The organism is Collinsella sp. UBA1693 (assembly GCF_002320115.1).
Lineage (GTDB): Bacteria > Actinomycetota > Coriobacteriia > Coriobacteriales > Coriobacteriaceae > Collinsella > Collinsella tanakaei.
The window spans coordinates 89,648-107,174 of record NZ_DCJT01000013.1; the positions used below are offsets into that span (position 1 = coordinate 89,648).

The following is a 17,527-nucleotide window of genomic DNA, read 5'->3' on the forward strand; positions in this document are numbered from 1 at the left end:
CGATTAAACGATGGGCCGCCCCGTAGGGTGGCCTGCGTGCGCAACGGCGCTAGGGGTCGCAAGCCCGGGGCGCCGGCGCGCGCAACCCAGGAGAGGTGATGAATATGAGGATCGACAAGCTGGCGATGACCTCCAAGGAAGCGCTGCAGACGGCAATTGGTATCGCGGGCGACGCGAACGCCGGCGCGGTGGAGCCCGTCCACCTGCTGAGCGCGCTGCTCACCAGCGGCGAGCGCAACATCTCGGTCATTATCGAGCGCATCGGCGCCGACCCCAAGCAGCTTGCTCGCGCGACGCAGCAGGCGGTAGACGGTGCCCCCAAGGTGAGCGGCGAGGCCCAGATCGGGCTTTCTAACGAGCTGACGCGCGTTCTGAACAAGGCCGAGAAGTTCGCCTCCAAGATGGAGGACAACTTTGTGGTGACCGAACACCTGCTTATGGCGCTGGCCGAGGACAAGGGCCAGGCGGGGCAGATTTTGTCGCAGGCCGGCGTGACGCGCGCCCGCATCGAGGAGGTCTACACGGAGCTGCGCGGCGACGATCGCGTGACCAGCGAAGATGACAAGATGCAGTTCGAGGCGCTGGAGCAGTACGGCCGCAACGTCTGCGATTTGGCGCGCGCCGGCAAACTCGATCCGGTCATTGGCCGTACCGAGGAAATCCGTCGCACCATCCAGGTGCTCAGCCGCCGTACCAAGAACAACCCCGTGCTCATCGGCGAGCCGGGCGTGGGCAAGACCGCCATCGTGGAGGGCATCGCCCAGCGCATCGTCGCCGGCGACGTACCCAGCACGCTGCGCGATCGCGACATCATCGAGCTCGACATGAGCGCGCTGGTGGCCGGCGCCAAGTACCGTGGCGAGTTCGAGGACCGTCTCAAGGCCGTGCTCAAGGAGGTGCAGAAGTCCGATGGCCGCGTGATTCTGTTCATCGACGAGCTGCATACTATTGTGGGCGCTGGCGCGACCGAAGGTTCCATGGACGCCGGCAACATCTTGAAGCCTGCTCTTGCCCGCGGCGACCTGCATGCCATTGGTGCCACCACGTTGGACGAGTATCGCAAGTACATCGAGAAGGACGCGGCGCTGGCCCGTCGTTTCCAGCAGGTTATGGTCAGCGAGCCTACCGTGGAGGACACCATCTCGATTCTGCGCGGCCTTAAGGAGAAGTACGAGATCTTCCACGGCGTGCACATCACGGACGGCGCCCTGGTGGCGGCGGCGGACCTTTCGGATCGCTACATCGCCGACCGCTTCCTGCCCGATAAGGCCATCGACCTGGTGGACGAGGCCGCAAGCCGCCTGCGCATGGAGCTTGATTCCATGCCGGTGGAAATCGACGCCATCACCCGTCAGCTCACCCAGATGCAGATCGAGGAGCAGGCCCTCATGAAGGAGTCCGACGACGCTTCGAAGGAGCGCCTGGAGACCCTGCGCCAGGAAATCGCCGAGGTCCAAGAGAAGCTGAACGTGCAGAAGGCCGGCTGGCTGAACCAGAAGAACGCCATCGACCACGTGCAGGATCTCAAGAGCCGCATCGATGACGCCAAGGGCGAGCTTGAGCGAGCGACGCGCGACGGCAACTTCGAGCGCGCCGGTGAGCTGCGCTACTCCGTGATCCCCTCGCTCGAGCGCGAGATCGCCGATGCGGAGGCGGCGCTCGAGGCGCAAAAGGCTTCCGGCGAGGGCTTGAACGAGCAGGTGACCTCTGACGAGATCGCCGAGGTCGTGTCCGCGTGGACCGGCGTACCTGTGTCAAAGATGATGCAGGGCGAGCTGGATAAGCTCAAGACGCTTGAGGACGAGCTGCACAAGCGCGTTATCGGCCAGGATGAGGCCGTGACCGCGGTCGCCGCCGCCGTTCGCCGTAGCCGCGCGGGCCTTTCCGACCCCGACCGCCCCATCGGCAGCTTCTTCTTCCTTGGCCCCACCGGCGTGGGCAAGACCGAGCTCGCCAAGGCGCTGGCCGAGTGCCTGTTTGACGATGAGCGCGCGCTGGTTCGCATCGATATGTCCGAGTACATGGAGAAATTCAGCGTGCAACGCCTCATCGGCGCCCCTCCGGGATACGTGGGCTACGACGAGGGCGGCCAGCTTACCGAGGCGGTGCGCCGCAGGCCCTACTCCGTCATTTTGCTGGACGAGATGGAGAAGGCGCATCCGGACGTGTTCAACGTGCTGTTGCAGGTGCTCGACGACGGTCGCTTGACCGATGGCCAGGGCCGTCAGGTGAGCTTCAAGAACACGATCATCATCATGACCAGCAACGTGGGCTCGACGGCGATCGCCGAGTACGCGGGCAGGGATGATGAGGAGATGCGCCGCCAGGTGGACGAGGCCATGAGCCATACGTTCAGGCCCGAGTTCCTGAACCGTATCGACGACATCGTGGTCTTCCATCCGCTCGGTATGGCCCAGATCGAGAAGATCGTGGACATCCAGCTTGCAGACGTTCGCCGTCGTCTTGCTAAGGAGCGCATGACGCTGGTTATCAGCCCGACGGCCAAGCAGATGCTCGCGGTGGGCGGCCTGGACCCGGTGTTCGGCGCCCGTCCGCTCAAACGCCTGATCCAGCGCGAGGTGGTCGACGCGATAGCGCGTGCTATCATCGATGGTCGCGTGCGCGAGGGTGACGAGGTCACGGTGGACGTGGATGCGGAGAACAACTTTGTTGTCGCCGACGCGGAGAACGTGACGTATGAAGTCGAGTAGCGCGCTGCCGAAGGGCATCGATAAGGGTGCTGGATAAGCAGAGACGCTAGGGGAGCTGGGGCATTGTGTCCCGGCTCCCTTTTTCTATGCTGCCGGTGCGGATGCTTCTTTAGAAAGCTTGCGTGCGCGATGAGGGCCTATGTCTGATTCGTATAATGGTGGCGAAGGAAACGGAAGGAATCGCCATGAAGAAGAGCTCTGAAGAAGAGATTAAACGCGCGCTCGAGGAGAAGCTGCGCCGCGAACGCAAGATGGCTTCTCGCGATCCGTTTGTGCGTGCGGAGAACGAAGATGACGACGGCTACGATCCCTATTCCGATCGTCGTCCCGCCAAGGAGCCTCTGTTTCAGCACGACCCGTGGGCGTAAAGGATGCTATCGCTCTCAGAAGAGGTTTCTTTGGGCCAGGCTCCTGCTTTTCACGCGGGATTCTTCCGGTCCTCGCGACGGCACCTGCGCAAAAGCGAAGGATAATCACATCGAAATCGAGAAAGCTTTTGTATACCGAAATGATAGCAATTAATCCGCTTTGGGCTTTTGGGCCGTGAAGAGGGGGTCTACTCGACATTTTCCAGAATCGATGCAATTAACCTTCGCTTTTGCACAGGCAGAGGGTTTCCGGGGCGCGCCGCGCGGGCGGATCGCTGCGAATCGAGGCATGAAAACGGGAGACGGCCCATATGAGCCACCCCCCGTTTTCAGTTTCTATGGCAACCAGAGCGCTCCGCCGCGTTAGCGGTCGAGCTCCTTGCGAACGCGGCCATCGAAAATGGCGGCGAGAGCTGCCAGAATGGCTGCAGCCGCCGTGACGATCCAGGTAAGCAGGCCGCCAGAGATCGCCAGAACAACGGATGCGATGCCGCAGACCGCGGCCAAAACGCTCGCCGGGGCGTGCCCGCCCAAAGAGCTGGGGCGGTTGGCTCCGCGGATGCCCAGCGCGGCGGAGATAAAGGTAAGAACGCCGGTGGCGATGGAGAGCCCGCCGCAGAGCATTGTCCACATGCCGCCTTCGAGCTGCATGCCAAAGACGTCGACGGTGGTGCCCGCTGCAGCTTCGGAGCTACCGATGGTTACAAAGCCCAGTACCAGGGCGAATACGGCGACAAGGACTTGGATGAGGCTGAATACCTTCAGTAGCTTTCTGTTTTGCGACATGCGTGACTCCCATAGGCGAGGTATACAAAAAGGCGACCCGCAAATCTGCGAGCCGCCTGTTACTATACCCGTTTTGCCTGGCATAACTCCAGCTCATGCCAAGCGCTCGGGCGAACGTGCGGTTGGGTATCGCCGTGGGCGCTACTCCGCGCGGGCCATTGCCTGCTCGAAGTCGCGGGTGCCGCGGAAGACCTCGTGCTTGTAGGGGTTCACACCCAGCTTCTTGGAGCGGTAGATGATGTAGCCCAGGGCGAGGATGTTGGCGACCAGCGCGATGACGGAGACAACCAGGTTGATCTGCGGGTTGTTGACGGAGTCGACGGAGAACACGCTGTAGTCCTGGAACATGGGGAATACCTGGGCGAACATGCACCACAGGGCAAGGGTGTTCGCGCGGTTCTGGATCCAGCCGCCCTTGTTCCAGAAGAAGTTGGCCACGGTGGGGGCCAGCAGCAGCGCCAGGCCGCAGTACCAGGCGTGGGTGGGCAGGCAGTTGTAGGTGTAGCAGAAGTTCCACAGGTCGTAGGCGATGATGAAGACCCAGGTCATATCCGGCCAAAGCATGTCGTCCTTCTTCTTGGAGACGTAGATGCCCCACCAACCGGTCATGCAGAAGATGTTGATCAAGCCGGCGAAGCCGTTGAAGACGTTGTGCCAACCGCCCATAAGGGTGACGCCCTCAGAGGAGACCCAGGTGGTGCCAAAGGCGCGGAAGGCGCTCTCAAAGTCGGAGACCACGGCGATCAGGATGTTGATGGCGACGATGGCGAACGGGAACGCCTTAAACCACTCGGCCTTGCCCAGCTTGCCCCAGCGGTACTTGAGCATCATGAAGCCAATGCAGCCCGCCGTGGCGGCGTAAAGCTTGGCGTAGTGGAACCAACTGTTCATGTGCACGTAAGTGGGGTTGTTAAGCGCCCACTCCATGCCCATGCCGGCGCACACGTAGATGCTGATGAAATAGACGGTCAGCGCGGCGGGCAGCGCCAGGAAGCAGAAAATGCCTCCGGCCTTAGAGCGGCGCGCGACCTCGTTGGCCAGGATCAGGCACGCGAATACCGCGACCCAACCCAGCCACTGGAACATGGCGGTCTCGCCATATACCTGGAACAACATGGACAAACTCCCTTCTTTTTGTCTTTGGACGAGGAAAGGCGATCCCTTTGATCCAAAGACGATGTCCATATATCGAGCCTTGAGCGTGGGCGATGCGCCTAGCGCTCGGGGCGACGATCTTTGTATTTCTCGGTGTATCCCTCGATGTGGAGCGTGCTGGCGACTATGTCCTTGATAAGGTCGTCCGGCGCGTCCGGGTGCGTGCGGATGTACATCACCAGGCCGGTGATGAGCACGTAAAAGGTCTCGTAGACGTGGTCGATACGCACCTCGTGGTAGCGGGCGAAGTCGACTACGGTGGAGTCGCAGATATAGCGCGCCGTACGGTCCGCCACGCGGTGCACAAACGCGGTGTAGAGCGCCGCGTTGCCGCCGGTGGCCAGCGACTTGGACGGGTCGCGTTCGTCGAGCACTATATGCTTCATGAGCGCGACCGCATCGTCCAGGGCGCCTTCGATATCGCCTTGCTCGCGATCGGAGTTCCATGCCTGCAGACGCTCGATAAAGGACTCGATGATGTCGTCCAGCGCGGCGTTGAGCGCGGCCTCCTTATCGGGGAAGTAGTGGTAGAAGAGCGAGCGGGTGCATCCCACGCGCTTGGTGATGGACGAGACTGAGAACCTGCTCACGCCCTCCTCGGCGCATGCGTCCCGAACCGCCGCGAGAATCTCCTCGCGCCTGTCGTCGTGGGCATGGCGCTCGTGACGTCTTGACTCCTCATGGGAAACTTGCTGGTCCACGTACCGCCTCCGTCAAGTTGTTGGTATCTCGCCGATATAGTCTTGATTATTGTTGATAAACCGTCAATATTAATTTTTGACGAAGCGTCAATATCAGCCGATGAACGGTTACGGCAGGGCCTAAGGGTGGTGTGGCGCAGGCGTCTTGTGCCCGACCGGCTTTGGGGAATGGGCCCCGCGGGGTTGGCGCCCCGTGCCGGCGTTGAGGATTGTACGTTGCACGCGCCGTGCAGCACCGTGCATCGCATGCTGTCGAATGCGGTGCGCTAGAGAGGGAGCCACATGATCGTAAACGGACCCGGAATCTCGCTTCGCGAGGACGATATCGGAGCGGAGTTTGTTCCGCCGCTGCCAAAAAACCCTCGTCCCAAGATCGTCGCGCTGTGCGAGCACTGCACCAACCGTATGCTCAAGCGCGATGAGCTGCTGCCGTATGAGTACTGGGCGTTCGACGCCGCCGCGACCGATGAGATGGCCGACGTGCTGCTGAAGATGAAGATGCGCAAGCCCTATACGCTTGAGGCGGCCGTCAAGGCGACCGGCATGGATGCCGAACCGCTTGAGAAGCTTTTGGACGAGATGAGCTACATCGGCCTGCTCGAGTACAACTGGGAGAATCCCACCCGCACCAAGCAGTGGGTTTTGCCCATGCTGGTGCCCGGATCCGCCGAGTTCATGAACATGCGCCAGAGCCAGCTGGACGAGCATCCCGTTATGGCCAAGTTCTTCGAGCAGTCTTCCAAGAACGCCCTGGCCAAGGCATCCGCTATGGTTCCGCTGGGAGGCGGCGGCGTCGGCCTGCACGTCATTCCCGTCGAGAAGGCTATCGAGACCGAGAACCAGTCCGTGTCCGTTGAGCATATCGAGCATTGGCTCGACAAGTACGAGGGTAAGTACGCCGCCAGCCCCTGCTCCTGCCGTATGAGCCGTGCCCGCTTGGGCCAGGGCTGCGGCGATGATCCCAGCGATTGGTGCATCGCGGTGGGCGATATGGCGGACTACATCGTAGAGACCGATCGCGGCCGCTATATCACGCGCGACGAAGTTTACGAGATCCTGCAGCGCGCCGAGGACAACGGCTTTGTACACCAGATCACCAACATCGACGGCGAGGACAAGATCTTCGCTATCTGCAACTGCAACGTGAACGTGTGCTACGCGTTGCGCACCTCGCAGCTGTTCAACACGCCCAACCTCTCCCGCTCCGCCTATGTTGCCCGCACCGAGACCGAGAAGTGCGTCGCGTGCGGTCGCTGCGTCGAGGTTTGCCCTGCCGGCGCCGTCAAGCTTGGCCAGAAGCTCTGCGCGTCGAGCACCGGCAAGGTGCCGGAGTATCCCAAGCAAGAGCTTCCGGACGAGGTCAAGTGGGGCCCGGAGAAGTGGAGCCCGGATTACCGCATCAAGAACCGCATCGAGACCTATGACACCGGCACCGCGCCCTGCAAGACGGCCTGCCCCGCGCACATTGCCGTCCAGGGCTACCTCAAGCTCGCCGCCCAGGGTCGCTACACCGACGCTCTGGCCCTGATCAAGCGCGAGAACCCGCTGCCCGCCATCTGCGGCCGCATCTGCAACCGCCGTTGCGAGGATGCCTGCACCCGCGGACGCGTCGACCAGGCGATCGCGATCGACGAGGTCAAGAAGTTCATCGCCCAGCGCGACCTGGATGCGGACACCCGCTATGTTCCGCCCGTGGTGACCCCCACCACCAGCGGTGGCTTTGATGAGAAGATCGCGATCATCGGCGCCGGTCCCGCCGGCCTGTCCTGCGCTTTTTACCTGGCCGAGAAGGGCTACAAGCCCGTGGTGTTCGAGAAGAGCAACCGCCCCGGCGGCATGCTTACCTACGGTATCCCCAGCTACAAGCTCGAGAAGGACGTCATCGAGGCCGAGGTCGACATCATCCGCGAGATGGGTGCCGAGTTCCGCTACGGCGTCGAGGTTGGCCGCGACATCACGCTGGACCAGCTGCGCGAGGAGGGCTTCAAGGCCTTCTACGTGGCCATCGGCTGCCAGGGCGGCCGCCTGCCCGGCATCCCCGGCGAGAACGCCGAGGGCGTGTCCGTGGCGGTCGACTTCCTGCGCCGCGTCGCCGAGCAACAGGAGAATGGCGGCGCCGCGGATCCCATGCATGGCCGCACCATCGTGGTGGGCGGAGGCAACGTCGCCATCGACGTCGCCCGTACCGCCGCGCGCCTGGGCTCCGAGCACGTCGAGATATTCTGCCTGGAGAGCTCCGAGGACATGCCCGCCAGCACCGAGGAGGTCATGGAGGCCAACGAGGACGGCGTGCACATCTCCTGCGGGTGGGGCCCGGTCGAGGTCCGCTGCGGCGAGGACGGTCGCGTGAGCGAGATCACCTTCAAGCGCTGCCTGCGCGTCTTCAACGATGAGGGCCGCTTCGATCCGCAGTATGACGAGAACGAGACCCGCACCGTCTCCGCGAACCGCGTGGTCTTCTCCATCGGCCAGTCCATCGTGTGGGGCGACCTGCTCGCCGGCTCCGCCGTGGAGCTCGGCCGCGGCCAGGGCGCCGTCGCCGACCCCAAGACCTATCAGACCGCCCAGCCCGACATCTTCGTGGGCGGCGACGTCTACACCGGTCCCAAGTTCGCCATCGACGCCATCGCTGCCGGCCATGAGGCCGCCGTCTCCCTGCACCGCTTTGTGCAGAACGCCACCCTCACCATCGGCCGCAACCAGCGCTCCTACCGTGAGCTCAATAAGGACGATGTCGAGTTTGGCAGCTACGACATCGCCAGCCGCGGCGACGCCGTGCGCAATTACGCCCGCGAGAAGGCCGAGCCCTTCCGCGAGTACCTCGAGACCTTTACCGAGGAGCAGGTGCGTGCGGAGACCGCTCGCTGCCTTGGCTGCGGCGCAAGCATCGTGGACGAGAACAAGTGCATCGGCTGCGGCCTGTGCACTACCAAGTGCGCATTCGATGCTATCCACCTGCATCGCGAGTACCCGGATGCAAGCCGTATGGTGAAGTACGAGAAGAAGCTGCCCACACTCGCCAAGTACGCGCTCAAGCGCGAGATCAAGATTCGCTTTGGTAAGAAGAGCAAGTAGCCAAAGCTGATCGCTGCATAGTACACAGGGCGGTTGCGGTCATCCATCCGCGGCCGCCCCTCAGCCAAAAAGGAGGCCGCTCGTGCACGAGCTGGGCATCGTCTTTCATATCATCGAGAGCGTCGAGGAGGTCGCGGCGCAAAACAACATCCATCGCGTCTCCGGCGTGACGTTGCAACTGGGCGAGGTCTCGGGCATCCTGCACGACTATCTTTCCGATTGCTGGCGCTGGGCCTGCGACAAAAACGACCTTATGCGCGGGGCGGAACTCACCATCGAGGAGATTCCCGCCATCACCTACTGCGAGGCATGCGGTCGCCAATATCCAACTGTGGAGCATGGGCGCACCTGCCCCAATTGCGGTAGCGGCGACACCTATCTTATCCAAGGCGATGAGACCATGATCAAGGAGATCGCGGTTCCAGATGAGGACGAGTGTGCTAAAATCATCTGATACGTGCCTCCGTAGCTCAGGGGATAGAGCACCGCTCTCCTAAAGCGGGTGTCGACGGTTCGAATCCGCCCGGGGGCACCATGAGAATGCAACGGGTCGAAGGGATTGTTCCTTTCGACCCGTTTTTCTTTTTTGAGCATGGCATCCACCGCATGGTCTCGATGGAAAATTGCTGCTTTGGAGCTAAAAGCGAGCAAATAGGCGGTTGCTTCCAGGCACGTGTTCAAATCCGTGATTGAGGTAAAACGCGGCGACGTCTTCATCCAACGGATCAATTGGCGGCGATCTCCAATTCTTTTAATTGATCGCAAGTCATGCGAAGGTATAGGTGCTCGCTCTGTCTTGCTGCGGTGATGCCGACCATAATCACTCCCGTCTACGGCGCATTGCTGTATAAATATTTTCCCCGCAAGCGAATCGAACACGCTGCGTTCGCATCCGTTTGTGGAATAGCGCCCTTAAGCCATAGCCGGCTCGCCCGCTGCTCTGGTAGAGCCTGCTGCAATTACTCTCCTACGGCAGCGAGGCGGTTTTGCATGGGTAGCTTTTTCGAGTCATTTTTACGCGTCGCCATGATCGTCCTGATCGTTGGGCCCGTCACGGCTTGGGTCGCACGCGTGGGCGCGAAGGAACGCGGCGATGCGAATGAAAGCACCGAGCGCTTCACGGTGCGCATGCCTCGGGCTCCTCGTCTCCTCATGGCTGGTTGCGCTGTCGCGTTCGAGGTCATCATGTTGGTCCCTTATATCTGGCAGGGCCTCTCCCTGGGTATTTGGGACCATCAGCTGGTTTGGCTGGGGCACGGCCTGGCGCTTGCGGCCCTTGCGGTGTTAGCGCTTTTCAGCATGCCCCGCATCGATGTCGATGGCGAGGGGATCTCGGCGCGTAATATAGTCGGCATGCGCAAGCGCACCACGTTTGACCACATCACCGCCGCGACGTTGCATACGCAGATGATGTCGATCGCGCTTTACACGGAGCAAGGAAAGTTCTCCTCCGTTAGCCTCGAGGGCGTATGTTCTTCCAACTTGCTGATCCGTTTGGCCGAAGAGGGGATAGAGGTCGCCGACGCCGTTCAGGCTCCCATGACCAAGGCGAGCCTGTGCTGGGCGGCTATCAAGCCGTTGACGATCGTCTTTCTCGGCATGGCGGCCGTCTTCTCGCTCGTCCTTATCTTTATGGTTGTCTTCGCGAACGTGGGCATCGCCGTGCTCGCCATGGTTCCGTTTCTATTCATCCTGCTGGGGGCTGTCTTGCCGCTTTGCATGCTCAGTATGCCGCTGCGCGGCGTGTTGCTGATCGGTAGGCAGGAGCGGGAGCTGGGCTTCTGTTTCGCACGCGAGATGGCTGCCCACGGAGCTACGGGCACGGAGCTTGAGGACGAGGACTGGTTTGTGTCTATCAGCAACGCCCGCATCGTGGCGTTTCGTCGCGACTACATCAAGAAGATATCTGCCGTAGAGGATAGCGATAGCGGCAACCGCTGCATGCTGACTGCGAAAAGCGGGCGCAAGCACAAGGTCTATGCTGCCGGATCAACGTTGGACGACCTACGCACATGGTTTAGGAGGGGAGCGAGAAAGCGGACGATGACTGAGCGCGCCCAGGATGCGCTCGAAACAATAGGGTAGCCCTACTTCTCTTCAAAAGATTCTATTGAGTCGAGGCGGACCGCCGTGAGACGCGCGCCGCCCTTCTTTTGCTCGACCTCAAAGAGCGCCCATTCATCATCTACATCGCGCAGCGTGCCGGTAAGGGTGATGCCCTCGGTTGCGATGGTCGCGTCTGCTAGGGTGACGCTGCACCGCGTTCCCATGCGACTGCTGAGAGCTCCCCTGTACTTGTTTGCCCTAGAGCCGTTTGCGGATTCTAGAAAACGTTTAAGGTCCTTCTTGGTGGGCACGGTGCAGATGAGGTAGATGAGAAGGGCGAAGCTAATCATACCGAAGGTTTCCATCGTTTAGGCTCCTTCCGTCTCGCTGGTTTTTGCCGATGGTGCCGCAGCTGGCGCCATGGTGATGCTCAGGACATCGTCCAAATCGATAAGGCGTATGACATGCTCGCGTTTGGTTTTGGGGTTGCCGAACAGCGCGGTCGAGCGTTCGACGGCGATGCGCAGCCAGCCACCGCCCGCTTCAAGAATTTTGGCGTGCTGGATGGTCGCCTCGTCACCCGAAAGGCTGATGGTCGTGTCTTTGGCTCCAACGAATGCTTCGAGTACATGGAGGTCGGATTGAGCGCGCGTTCCGGCGGAGCTCACCACGTCCACTTCATCGCTGGCAAGGTCGTTGAGGCTCACGCCGTAGAGGCGGGCGAGCTCGGCAGCCTTGTCGAGGGCGGGGGCACCTTGGTTTTGTTCCCAGTTGGAAACAGTCTGCCTGCTGACCCCTATGGCTGCCGCGACTTCTTGCTGGCTCATGCCGGCGCGGCGGCGCAGGGCAAAGAGCTTGTCAGATATCATGGTCGGTCCTTTTCTCGCGGGGCTGGTGGGCGCAACGCCAGGTTCGAGGGCGGGCCCGTTGTCGATATTATCGCCGCGCCGGTTAGCGAAGATGCGCCATTTCATTTGGCAATACGGCAAATTAGCTGGTCATGGCCACTTACCTATAGCGCGAGTGGCAGTAGACGTACCAGATGGGCCCAAATCGATAGAGTCGGCGCGCCTCGTCGCGCTTCATGAGCGAGAGGGTGACCTCGTAGCACCAGCCGATCTCACCGCTCTCGCGATCGACCGTGCGGGTGCGACCACCCACGCGAACGATATCGAATTCTCGTCCATCCGGCCATTCGATAGTCTTGGGCTGGACCGTTCCATCTGTGTCGACGCGCAGGCGTACGGCGACCGGTACCCTGTAATCCATGCATGCCTCCCCTGAGTTCGATCTGTCTGCTTGCTCGTATACGAACTGCAGTTCTCAACGAACGTCTGTTCTAGTATTATCCACTTCGCACGGACAAAAAAGCGACAAAGAAGGGACGCTGGAAAATCCAACGTCCCTTCAGATGGTGTTCGATGTTTTGCCCGCCCTTGCAGATGGCTGCAGTCGATAGGCGGTTGGTGGGCGAGAACGGACGCCCTACCAGTCGTTGCGGCCACGCGGATGGGGCATGCCCACACCGGTATCGCTGCCGCCACGGCGCGAGCGGTTGGTGTGGTAGTAGCTGGGCTGCTGTCCGTCATCTTGATCGGGCTCCGCGCCGGCGCCGCGATAGGACGAGGGCTGGACTCCCGGGCGGCTGCCGCCGCCGGAGCGCGCGAGCCTTACGGTGCCGTCGGTGCGACGGATGCCGTTGGTCTGCTGCGAGCGCACGCTGAAGCCGTGGGTCTCGGCTACGGAAGATCCGGGCTGGCTATCGGGGTCGTAGCCGGCGGGGTAGACGCTGCGTTCGCGTGGCCCGTAGGCGCTGCGGCTGCGGGCACGGCCATCCGGGTTGCCGCTTTCGGCGGAGCCGTAGCGGTCCGCGCCCGCGTATCCGCCGCGCTGCTGCGCGCTCTGGTAGCGGGTCGCTCCGTAACGGCCGGCGTCGCCGCGCGCGGCGCGGGGGCCGGGTTGAGTGCGGTCGCCGTAAGAGGAGCGCTCGCCGTAGGGGGCGCGATCGCCGTAGCCGTCGCGTGATGCGGTCCCACGGCCACCGCGGCCTGCGGGATCAAGATGCCGCACGGCGCCGGCGCGCGCATCGGGGATGGGGCGGCCGCCCTGGGCCACGCGGCTGTGGGCCGGTCCGCGCCCGCGACCCTGCCCGCTACGGCTGGCGGGTTGGCGGTAGCGACGCGATCCTCGTCCACCAAAAACCTGGTGGCGGCGTGCGCGAACAACGGAGAAGCCCACGTAGGCGAGGATGCCCACAAGAGCTGTGACCAAGATGCTGATGATGATGTTGAACGGGCTGGAGAGGAAGGCGCCAATTTTGGCGAATAGCGACGCGCGCATGGTGGTTGCGGCGCCCACCTTGACCGTGCCCAGCTCCTGGCCGTCAAGAGAGACGGTGACGGTGCCCAGCTCCTGCGTGGCGGAGATGGGGGCCGTGAGCTCTTCTTTCCAGGTGGGGGTGATAGTGAGGTCGGACGTTTTGGTGTCAATGGGCACCGTGGCGTTGAAGGCCTCGAGCGCAACCAGTCCAACCTCGTCCCCATCGCTGGATTGAGCTATGGGGGCGGTGCCAAGATCGGCTCCCTCAGAGATGACGGCGCCGGACTGCCAGGCCTCGAAGCCCCACATAAACATGGTGTACATGTCGACAAAGTTGGCGGTGACCCCGCTGCCGGAATCTGTGTTTGGCGCGCCCAGCACCACGCCCATGAGGTTCATGTCGCCCTGGGCTGCGGCAGCCACCAGGCAGCGACCTGCGGCTTCGGTGTATCCGGTTTTGGCAGCCTGCACGCCCTCGACGTAGACGGGACCGTTGGCGTTGGTCAGCTCATCGGTGGACTCGATGGTGCGCGCCTCTTGCATGTTGGTGGCGGGCAGCTCCCAGGTGGCGGAGCCGGCGATCTCTACAAAGTCGGGCAGCTGAAGGGCGGCGTCAAAGATGAGCGAGAGGTCGTAGGCGGTGGTGTAGTGGTTGTCGTCATGTAGGCCGCAGGGGTTGACGAAGTTGGTATTTTTGCAGCCCAGCTCTTTGGCGCGCGCGTTCATGAGCTCCACAAAGGAGTTGACGCTGCCGGAGACGTGGCGCGCCAGCGCGTAGGCGCACTCGTTGGCGGAGGGCAGAAGCAGGCAGGCGAGCATGTCTCGCACGGTGAGGGTCTCGCCAACCTCGAGACCGGCGGTCATGCTGTTCTCGTCCAGTGCGGCAAAATCCTCTTCCGCAATGGTGACGGTGTCATCCAGTTTGGCGTTCTCTAAAACCAGAAGCGCCGTCATGACCTTGGTGGTGCTGGCGGGGTAGCGGCGGTCGCCGGAGTTTATGTTGAGCAGCACCGTACCCGTGGTGCGGTCTTTGAGGTAGGCGGACTGCGCCTGCAGCTCCGGCGGGGTGTCGGCGTTGTATCCGGTGTCTTCTGCCAGGGCGACGGAGGGCGCAAAGAGGGCGATGGGCGATGCGATAGGGGTGGCCACGGCGGCGATTAGGGCGGCAGCTAGCGCGGCGCGAAGCGTTTTGTTCGCGAGCCTGCGCAGGGCGGCCGCGGGCGCGTGGGAGAGGGGGGCGTGGTTGTGCTGCATGACGTAAACTCTCTACCAGTGCGTATAGGAGCGCTGTCTATTCTATCCCACTAAAGCGCACCTGTTGAGCGCCCATTTTTGGAACGGCGGCGCGCCGGTCGCTAGCGGGCGAGGATGACGTGTGTGTGCTCGCGTATGGCTGCAAGCTGCTCGGGCGTTGCCGCGTCGTCGGTGATAAGAGCATCCAGGCGGTCGAGGTTATAGAAGTTGTAGAAATCCATCTGGCCCAGCTTGCTGGAGTCCGCCACCAGGTAGCGCGCGGCGGATCGAGAATAGGCCAGCGACTGCAGGCGGCCTTCTTCGATGTTAGAGGTCGAGGCGACGGACCCCATAACCCCGTTGGCTCCGATGAAGCATTTGTCTATGCCCAGCGTGGCGACCATCTCTTCTGCGATGGGTCCCACAATGGATGCAGAGCGCTGCCGGTGACAGCCGCTGACCATGCAGAGCTCGACGTTATCTTGCGGAGCGAGCGTGTTGAAGACCAACAGGCTGTTGGTGACCACGCGCAGGGTGGTAGAGGGCAGGCTCGCCGCGATGGCGTTGCAGGTGCTGCCGGATCCTATAAAGATGGTGTCGTGTTCTTCGATAAGGTGTGCGGCGGCCTGTCCAATGGCGCGTTTTTGCGGCACGTGCAGGGCGAGCTTATCGGAATAGGAGCGCTCTGAGTAGGCGGGTGCGGACGCATGCGAAATGGAGCGTATGCCGCCGTGCACGCGCGCGACTTTGCCGGTGCCGGCCAGCTCGTCAAAATCGCGACGCACCGTCATCTCCGAGACCCCTAGGGCGGAGACAACCTGGCGCACGGAGACCGATCCGTTTTCCACGCAGAGGTCAAGCAGGGCTGCCTGGCGTTCGTTCTTTAGCATGGCAACTCCTTAACCGCAGATAACGCGGGTGTGCTCGGAGAGCTGGCGGTACTGCTCGTCCGTGATGTTTGAATCGATAAAGATGGCGTCGACGTCATCGATGGAGTAGAACGAGAAGAAGTCACGCTGGCCAATCTTGCTGGAGTCTGCAACCAGGTAGCGCTCTGTTGAGCGGTTGAACGCGGTTTGCAAAAAGCTGCCAACTTCGGTGTCCGTGCCAAAGACCTCGTTATGAAAGATGCCCGTGGTACCAATAAAGGCCTTGTCGCACACAATGGATTGCAAAGCGCGCTCGCCCGGCAGGCCGCGCAGAATGCTGGTGCGCCTGCGGTAGATGCCGCCGGAGAGGTAGAGCTCTATGTTGTCGCGATCCGCCAGGGCGGTGAAGACGGGCATGCTGCAGGTGATAACGCGTATGGGGCCGTCCGGTAGAAAATCAACCATAAACTCAACCGAGGTGCCGCCGCCTAAAAAGACGGTGTCGCCCGGCTGGATAATGAGAGCGGCCTGCCGTGCAGCGGCGCGCTTCTCATCAATATGCTCCTGCATCTTTTCAACGTGGGTAAGGGCATGCGTAAGCTTGGTGCCATGGGCGCTGCTTGGCATGCGAGCGCCGCCGTGGACGCGGACAAGCTTGCCCATGTTGGCGAGCTCTGAAAGGTCGCGGCGCACGGTCATCTCTGAGACGCCTAGGGCGTCCGAGATCTCTTTTACGCTGGCGGAGCCGTGCTCCGCGCATAGCTCGAGTAGGGCCTGGTGACGTTCAACTTTGAGCATGCGAACTCCGGGAACGACTAAAGACTACAAATGTTATATATGATGATAGCCTGAATGTTCGTTCAATCAAGTAAATTATAGAAACGAACAAAATAATGTTCGGATTAGGTTGAAAATGAGCCGTTTGTCGTCCAAAAGATACCGTTCACAGATGGATGAATAAGCTAAAAATGGCAATCTACCTGCATATATACATAAATTGGCAAGATTGGCCGTTGACAAAGATTGAACACGCAACGATTATAAAAAAGAACAATTTCGAACTTAAAAGCGCAAAAAAACCTGTGCGCTTGAGGGATTTCGAATAGCTAACAAGATCTAAGCAAGACAAGATCGCGTTTGAAACTAGAAGAGGGGATTGGATAGTTCATGAGGATTGGTGTGATTCTTGCTAGTCACGGAGAGTTTGCGAAGGCCGCCCTGGGTGCCGTCGAGATGATCGCGGGCAAGCAGGCCGACGTGGCGACCCTATCGCTGACCGCCGAGAAGAGCCTGGAGACCTTCGAGGCCGAGATGAAAGACGCCTATGCTCAGCTGATCTCCGAGTGCGATCAAGTTGTCGCCCTGTGCGATATCTACGGTGGAACCCCGTTCAACGTCATCACCCGCTGCCTGGCCGGCGGTATGGACATGATCGCCTATACCGGCCTGTCCATGCCCGTGGTGGTCGAGCTGCTGCTCACTCGCGATGGCCTGGAGTCTGCAGAAGACATCCGCGCTCAGCTTGTAGCGGCGCACGCCCAGGCCCAGGCAGAGATCAAGGCTCCGGTTGTAGCGGACGAGGATGAGGACGAGCTGGATCTCTAACAGTGGGTGGGGCCAAGGAGAACTCGTCCAAAAACGCTTTGGCCCGTTATCAATTATGGAAGGACGCCCGCAAAAAGGGCACCGATAAGAAAGGGCACGCACCATGGCACTCAAGCTTGTAGACATCGATGACCGTCTGATTCACGGCCAGGTGGCAACCACATGGATCCCGGATTACGGCATCGAGTCCGCGATCATCGTTTCCGACAAGGTCGCTAACGACCCCGTGCAGAAGTCCGTCGCGGGCCTGGCTGTTCCGGAGATCAAGGTTAGCGTCTTTGGCGTGGACAAGTTCATCGACGTTCTCAAGAAGACCACCCTCAAGAAGGCGACCATGGTGCTGTTCACCAATCCCATGGACGCGTTGAAGCTGCATGAGAACGGCCTGCCTTTCGATTACCTCAACGTCTCCGGCATGCGCTTTAACGATCAGCGCCACCGCCTGCACAAGAACATGTCCGTCACCGCCGAGGAGAAGGCCGCCTTTGAGGAGCTTATGGCGCTGGGCGTTGAGTGCTGGATGCAGACCACCACGCGCGATTCCAAGGAGCCGGTGAGCGAGCTGCTCAAGAATTACTAAGTTGGTAATCAGCTTCGAGTCCGCGGGGATTCGGGGTGTTCCCGGCGCTGGGGTGCCGGGAAGATATGGAAGGAGAGGC

Annotated in this window: 16 protein-coding genes and 1 tRNA gene; 8 read left to right on the forward strand and 9 right to left on the reverse strand. The window is 61.3% G+C overall.

Annotated elements, in window-relative coordinates:
• Window positions 1–104: 104 nt before the first annotated feature.
• Both clpB and B3H65_RS09445 read left to right on the forward strand, forming a co-directional pair.
• A complete protein-coding gene (gene clpB / locus B3H65_RS09440; RefSeq protein ID WP_286685162.1) occupies window positions 105–2,711 on the forward strand; it encodes an ATP-dependent chaperone ClpB in 2,607 nt (868 codons plus the stop codon).
• Window positions 2,712–2,896: 185 nt separating this feature from the next.
• Entirely contained in the window at window positions 2,897–3,079 is a 183-nt protein-coding gene (locus B3H65_RS09445) for a hypothetical protein (protein WP_286685045.1), read from the forward strand.
• 363 nt (window positions 3,080–3,442) lie between these two features.
• On the opposite strand, the gene B3H65_RS09450 is transcribed toward B3H65_RS09445, so the two are convergent.
• The 3 genes from B3H65_RS09450 to B3H65_RS09460 all read right to left on the reverse strand — a co-directional run bounded on the left by B3H65_RS09450 (window position 3,443) and on the right by B3H65_RS09460 (window position 5,721).
• Window positions 3,443–3,865 carry a hypothetical protein gene (locus tag B3H65_RS09450; RefSeq protein WP_270479399.1) on the reverse strand — a complete coding sequence of 141 codons (423 nt, stop codon included), beginning with the start codon at window positions 3,863–3,865 and terminating at the stop codon, window positions 3,443–3,445.
• A 141-nt stretch (window positions 3,866–4,006) separates the two neighbouring features.
• On the reverse strand, window positions 4,007–4,981 hold the full coding sequence (locus B3H65_RS09455) for a DUF5692 family protein (protein WP_286685046.1): 975 nt from the start codon (window positions 4,979–4,981) through the stop codon (window positions 4,007–4,009).
• A 98-nt stretch (window positions 4,982–5,079) separates the two neighbouring features.
• Window positions 5,080–5,721 carry a TetR/AcrR family transcriptional regulator gene (locus B3H65_RS09460; RefSeq protein ID WP_009141154.1) on the reverse strand — a complete coding sequence of 214 codons (642 nt, stop codon included), beginning with the start codon at window positions 5,719–5,721 and terminating at the stop codon, window positions 5,080–5,082.
• A 282-nt stretch (window positions 5,722–6,003) separates the two neighbouring features.
• Between B3H65_RS09460 and B3H65_RS09465 the strand changes: the two genes are divergently transcribed.
• The 4 genes from B3H65_RS09465 (at window position 6,004) to B3H65_RS09480 (ending at window position 10,881) form a co-directional block, all read left to right on the forward strand.
• On the forward strand, window positions 6,004–8,796 hold the full coding sequence (locus B3H65_RS09465; protein ID WP_286685047.1) for an FAD-dependent oxidoreductase: 2,793 nt from the start codon (window positions 6,004–6,006) through the stop codon (window positions 8,794–8,796).
• Between the two features lie 82 nt (window positions 8,797–8,878).
• Window positions 8,879–9,250, forward strand: a complete 372-nt coding sequence (locus tag B3H65_RS09470) for a hydrogenase maturation nickel metallochaperone HypA (protein ID WP_286685048.1) — start codon at window positions 8,879–8,881, stop codon at window positions 9,248–9,250.
• Between the two features lie 5 nt (window positions 9,251–9,255).
• Window positions 9,256–9,331: transfer RNA gene (locus B3H65_RS09475), tRNA-Arg, on the forward strand.
• Between the two features lie 455 nt (window positions 9,332–9,786).
• A complete protein-coding gene (locus B3H65_RS09480; RefSeq protein WP_286685049.1) occupies window positions 9,787–10,881 on the forward strand; it encodes a hypothetical protein in 1,095 nt (364 codons plus the stop codon).
• A 2-nt stretch (window positions 10,882–10,883) separates the two neighbouring features.
• Here B3H65_RS09480 and B3H65_RS09485 read toward each other — a convergent pair whose 3' ends face one another.
• From B3H65_RS09485 to B3H65_RS09510, 6 genes are all read right to left on the reverse strand, one after another.
• Entirely contained in the window at window positions 10,884–11,207 is a 324-nt protein-coding gene (locus B3H65_RS09485; RefSeq protein WP_286685050.1) for a hypothetical protein, read from the reverse strand.
• A gap of 3 nt (window positions 11,208–11,210) precedes the next feature.
• Window positions 11,211–11,711 carry a helix-turn-helix transcriptional regulator gene (locus B3H65_RS09490; RefSeq protein ID WP_286685051.1) on the reverse strand — a complete coding sequence of 167 codons (501 nt, stop codon included), beginning with the start codon at window positions 11,709–11,711 and terminating at the stop codon, window positions 11,211–11,213.
• Between the two features lie 139 nt (window positions 11,712–11,850).
• Window positions 11,851–12,111, reverse strand: a complete 261-nt coding sequence (locus B3H65_RS09495) for a hypothetical protein (RefSeq protein WP_009141160.1) — start codon at window positions 12,109–12,111, stop codon at window positions 11,851–11,853.
• Between the two features lie 216 nt (window positions 12,112–12,327).
• Window positions 12,328–14,415 (reverse strand): serine hydrolase, encoded by a 2,088-nt coding sequence (locus B3H65_RS09500; RefSeq protein ID WP_286685052.1) that lies wholly within the window; start codon window positions 14,413–14,415, stop codon window positions 12,328–12,330.
• Window positions 14,416–14,516: 101 nt separating this feature from the next.
• Window positions 14,517–15,284 carry a DeoR/GlpR family DNA-binding transcription regulator gene (locus B3H65_RS09505; RefSeq protein WP_009141163.1) on the reverse strand — a complete coding sequence of 256 codons (768 nt, stop codon included), beginning with the start codon at window positions 15,282–15,284 and terminating at the stop codon, window positions 14,517–14,519.
• A 9-nt stretch (window positions 15,285–15,293) separates the two neighbouring features.
• Window positions 15,294–16,061 carry a DeoR/GlpR family DNA-binding transcription regulator gene (locus B3H65_RS09510; protein ID WP_286685053.1) on the reverse strand — a complete coding sequence of 256 codons (768 nt, stop codon included), beginning with the start codon at window positions 16,059–16,061 and terminating at the stop codon, window positions 15,294–15,296.
• Between the two features lie 381 nt (window positions 16,062–16,442).
• Here B3H65_RS09510 and B3H65_RS09515 point away from each other — a divergent pair, with 381 nt between their 5' ends.
• On the forward strand, window positions 16,443–16,868 hold the full coding sequence (locus B3H65_RS09515; RefSeq protein WP_232205028.1) for a PTS sugar transporter subunit IIA: 426 nt from the start codon (window positions 16,443–16,445) through the stop codon (window positions 16,866–16,868).
• A 103-nt stretch (window positions 16,869–16,971) separates the two neighbouring features.
• Window positions 16,972–17,448, forward strand: coding sequence for a PTS system mannose/fructose/N-acetylgalactosamine-transporter subunit IIB (locus tag B3H65_RS09520; protein ID WP_117679890.1), 477 nt, complete (start codon window positions 16,972–16,974; stop codon window positions 17,446–17,448).
• Window positions 17,449–17,527 lie beyond the last annotated feature (79 nt).